Consider the following 3,908-nt stretch of genomic DNA (forward strand, 5'->3'; position numbering starts at 1 on the left):
CGGTCCTGCCCATACGTCGCCAGCAACGCCTGCGCCTCGATCGGATCACCGAGGGTCGTGCCCGTCCCGTGCGCCTCGACGGCGTCCACGTCGGCCACGGTCAGGCGGGCGTTGGCGAGGGCCTGCCGGATTACCCGCTGCTGTGAGGGACCGTTGGGCGCGGTGAGGCCGTTCGAGGCGCCATCCTGGTTGACGGCGGTGCCCCGCACCACGGCGAGGATGCGCCGGCCGTCGCGCCGGGCGTCGGAGAGCCGCTGTACCAGCAGCAGGCCCACGCCTTCGGACCAGCCGGTGCCGTCCGCCGAGGCGGCGAACGACTTGCACCGGCCGTCGGCGGCGAGCCCCCGCTGCCGGGAGAAGTCGATGAACGTCCCGGGGGTGGCCATCACGGTCACGCCACCGGCGAGGGCGAGGTCGCACTCCCCCGACCGGAGCGCCTGCACGGCGAGGTGCAGGGCCACCAGGCTGGAGGAGCAGGCGGTGTCCACGGTGACCGCCGGGCCTTCGAGGCCGAACGTGTACGCCACCCGGCCGGACACCACGCTGCCGGAGTTGCCGGTGCCGATGTAGCCCTCGATGCCCTCCGGCAGCTCCTGCACCTGGGAGGCGTAGTCGTGGTACATGAGGCCGGCGAACACGCCCGTGCGGGAGCCGCGCAGCCGCGCCGGGTCGAGGCCGGCGGACTCGAACGTCTCCCACGACGCCTCCAGCAGCAGCCGCTGCTGAGGGTCCATGGCGACGGCCTCGCGGGGCGAGATGCCGAAGAACGCGGGGTCGAACCCGGCCGCCCCGGCGAGGAAGCCGCCCTGCCGGGCGTACGAGGTGCCGGGGTGGTCGGGGTCGTGGTGGAAGAGGTTGTCGAGGTCCCAGCCCCGGTCGGTGGGGAACTCGCCGATGCCGTCGCCCCCGGCGGCCAGCAGCTCCCACAGCTGGTCCGGGCTCTCCACCCCGCCCGGATACCGGCAGGCCATCCCCACGATGGCGATCGGCTCATCCACCCCCGCGGTCACCGCCGCGTCCGCGCGGCCCGCAACTTCACCGGTGAGCTGCTCGTACACGTACCCCGCCAGCGCCGCAGGCGTCGGATAGTCGAACACCAACGTCGAAGCCAACCGCAACCCGGTAGCCGCGTTCACCCGGTTACGCAGATCCACCGCCGTCAACGAGTCGAAACCCAACTCCCGGAACGCCCGGTCCACCGGCACCGCCTCCGCGCCGCCATGCCCCAGCACCTGCGCCACCAGGCCCCGGACCAGCAGCGCGACCTGGGCCCGACCCTCGTCCTCGGTGAGCCCGGCGAGTCGGCCGGCCCAACCGCCGGTGCCCGCCTGGCGGCGGGTCGCCGTGGCACCGACGAGCGTGGCCAGCATCGGCGGCACCGTCGCGCTGGAGGCCGCCGCGCGCAGCGCGGGCAGGTCGATCACCGTGGGCACCAGGACCGGCCGGTCCGCGCCCAGGGCGGCGTCGAACAGCTCCAGCCCGACCTCGACGCTCATCGGCGTCAGGCCGGCCCGAGCCGACCGCGCCCGGTCCGCCTCGGACAGCGACGCCGCCATGCCGGCGGTGTCCCACATCCCCCACGCCAGGCTGACCGCCGGCAGACCCGCCTGCCGGCGATACGCGGCCAGCGCGTCCAGGAACCCGTTGCCCGCGGCGTAGGCGGCCTGACCCGGAGAGCCGAGCACCCCCGCGACGGACGAGAACACCACGAACAGGTCCAGATCCAGACCCGCCGTGGCCTCGTGCAGCCACCAACCCGCCGACACCTTCGGCGCCAGCACACCCGCCAACCGTTCCGCGCTGATCGACGACACCACACCGTCGTCCAGCACACCGGCGGTGTGCACCACACCCGTCAGCCGGCCCGCCGTGGTCACCTCGGCCACCAGCCCGGCCACCTGCTCCCGGTCCGTCACGTCACACGCGACCACCCGCGCCGACGCGCCCAGACCGGTCAGCCGCTCGACCAGCGCGTCCGCGCCCGCGGCGGCCGGCCCCTGCCGCGACACCAGCAGCAGCGACCGCACCCCGTGCGCGGTGACCAGACGCTCCGCCACCAGCGCGCCCAACGACCCCGTGCCGCCGGTGACCAGCACCGTGCCGTCGCCGAGGGCCGGCGCGTCCCCGGCCGGCGGCACTGCGGCCCGGACCAGGCGCGGGATCAGCACCTCCTCGCCGCGCAGCGCCACCTGCGCCCCAGTGGCCGACAGGTCCTCGACGACGCCAGCCAGCACCGCGAGAACAGCCTCGTCCAGGTCCCGGCCGAGGTCGGCCGGCACCGCGCGGACCGCCTTGTCCGGATCCCGGTCGAGGTCGGCCAGCACGATGCGGTCCGGGTGCTCCGACTGGGCCGAGCGGAGCAGCCCCCACACCGAGGCGCCGGCCAGGTCGGTGACCCGGTCGTCGTCCCGGGCCGCCACCGCGCCGCGGGTCAGCACCACCAGCCGCGAGTCGGCCAGCGCGTCCGCGGCCAGCCACGCCTGCACCACCGCGAGCACGTCCGACGCCGCCGCCCGGACCGCCGACGGCACGTCGACGCCGGGCAACGCCGCCACCGGCAGGATCAGCACCCGGGGGACGTCCGCTCCCGCCTCGACTGCGGCGAGCACCGCTGACATGTCTCGATACACCGGCAGCCCGCCACGCGGCTCGTCCGCCGGCCCGTCTCCGGTCCCGGCGAGCACCGCCGGCACGTCCGGATACACCGGCAGCCCGCCGCGCAGCACGTCCACCGGCCCGTCGGCCGTAACGCCGCCGGTCGCGGCAAGTACCGCCCAGCCTGACGTCTGCCGTGCCGCAGGGGCCTCCTCGGCCTGCCAGCGCACCTCGAAGAGGGACCGGGCCGCGGCGCTCGGGGCGGGCAGGCCGGTCATCTGGCGCAGGATGAGCGAGTCCACCGACACGACCGGCGCGCCGGACTCGTCGCAGGCCACCAGCCGTACCCCGCCGCCGGCCCGGGTCAGCCGTACCCGGAGCACGGCAGCGCCGGAGGCGTGAACCTGCGCGCCCTCGAAGGCGAACGGCACGCGCGGCCCGGTCGCCTCGTCGGTCAGCAACAGCCCGATCGGGTGCAAAGCGGCGTCCAGCAGCGCCGGGTGGACACCGAACCGCGCGGCGCCGGCCGCCGCGTCGTCCGGCAGGGCCACCTCCGCGTACGCCGTGTCGTCGCCGACCCAGGCCCGCCGCAGCCCCTGGAACGTCGGCCCGTACGTCAGGCCGTGCTCGGCGAGAGCCGCGTACCAGCCGGTCACGTCCACCTCGGACGCGTCGGCCGGCGGCCAGGCGCCCACCGTGGGCTCGTCGGGAGAGGACGGTTCGAGAATGCCGTCCGCGTGCCGCACCCAGCCCGCCTCGGGCTCGGCGTCGGGGCGGGAGTAGATGGTGACGGCGCGCCGCGGAGAGGTGCCGGTCCCGTCGACCCGTACCTGGATACGCAGGCCCCCGGTGTCGGGTACGACAAGCGGCGTGGCGACGGTCAGCTCCCGGAGCCGGGACACGCCGACCTCGTCGCCGGCCCGGACGGCAAGCTCCACGAGCGCGGTGCCCGGGACCAGCGTCACGCCGGACACCGCGTGGTCGGCCAGCCAGGGGTGCGCGGCCAGGGACAGCCGGCCCGTCAACACCACCTCGTCGTCGCCGGCCAGGTCCACGGCCGCGCCGAGCAGCGGGTGCCCGGCGTCGCTCAGCCCGGCACCCGACACGTCCCCGCGTCGGGGGCGGCCCGACGCCGGCCAGAACCGCTGGTGCTGGAAGGCGTAGGTGGGCAGGTCGACGCGGGTCACGCCGGTGTCGGCGAACCACGGTGCCCAGGTCACCGGGACGCCGTGGACATGCAGGTCGGCCAGCGCGGCCAGCAGGGCGTGGGTCTCCGGCCGGTCCCTGCGTTGGGTGGCGACGGCGAGCACGCC

Annotated in this window: 1 protein-coding gene; it reads right to left on the reverse strand. The window is 75.8% G+C overall.

Annotated features, from left to right (window positions below; translation table 11 throughout):
• On the reverse strand, nt 1-3,908 hold a 3,908-nt coding region (locus tag B0E53_RS33875; RefSeq protein WP_146167895.1), incomplete at both ends, for an SDR family NAD(P)-dependent oxidoreductase.

Origin of the sequence: Micromonospora sp. MH33, assembly GCF_003013775.1 — a bacterium.
In the GTDB taxonomy this organism is placed as follows: domain Bacteria; phylum Actinomycetota; class Actinomycetes; order Mycobacteriales; family Micromonosporaceae; genus Micromonospora; species Micromonospora fulviviridis.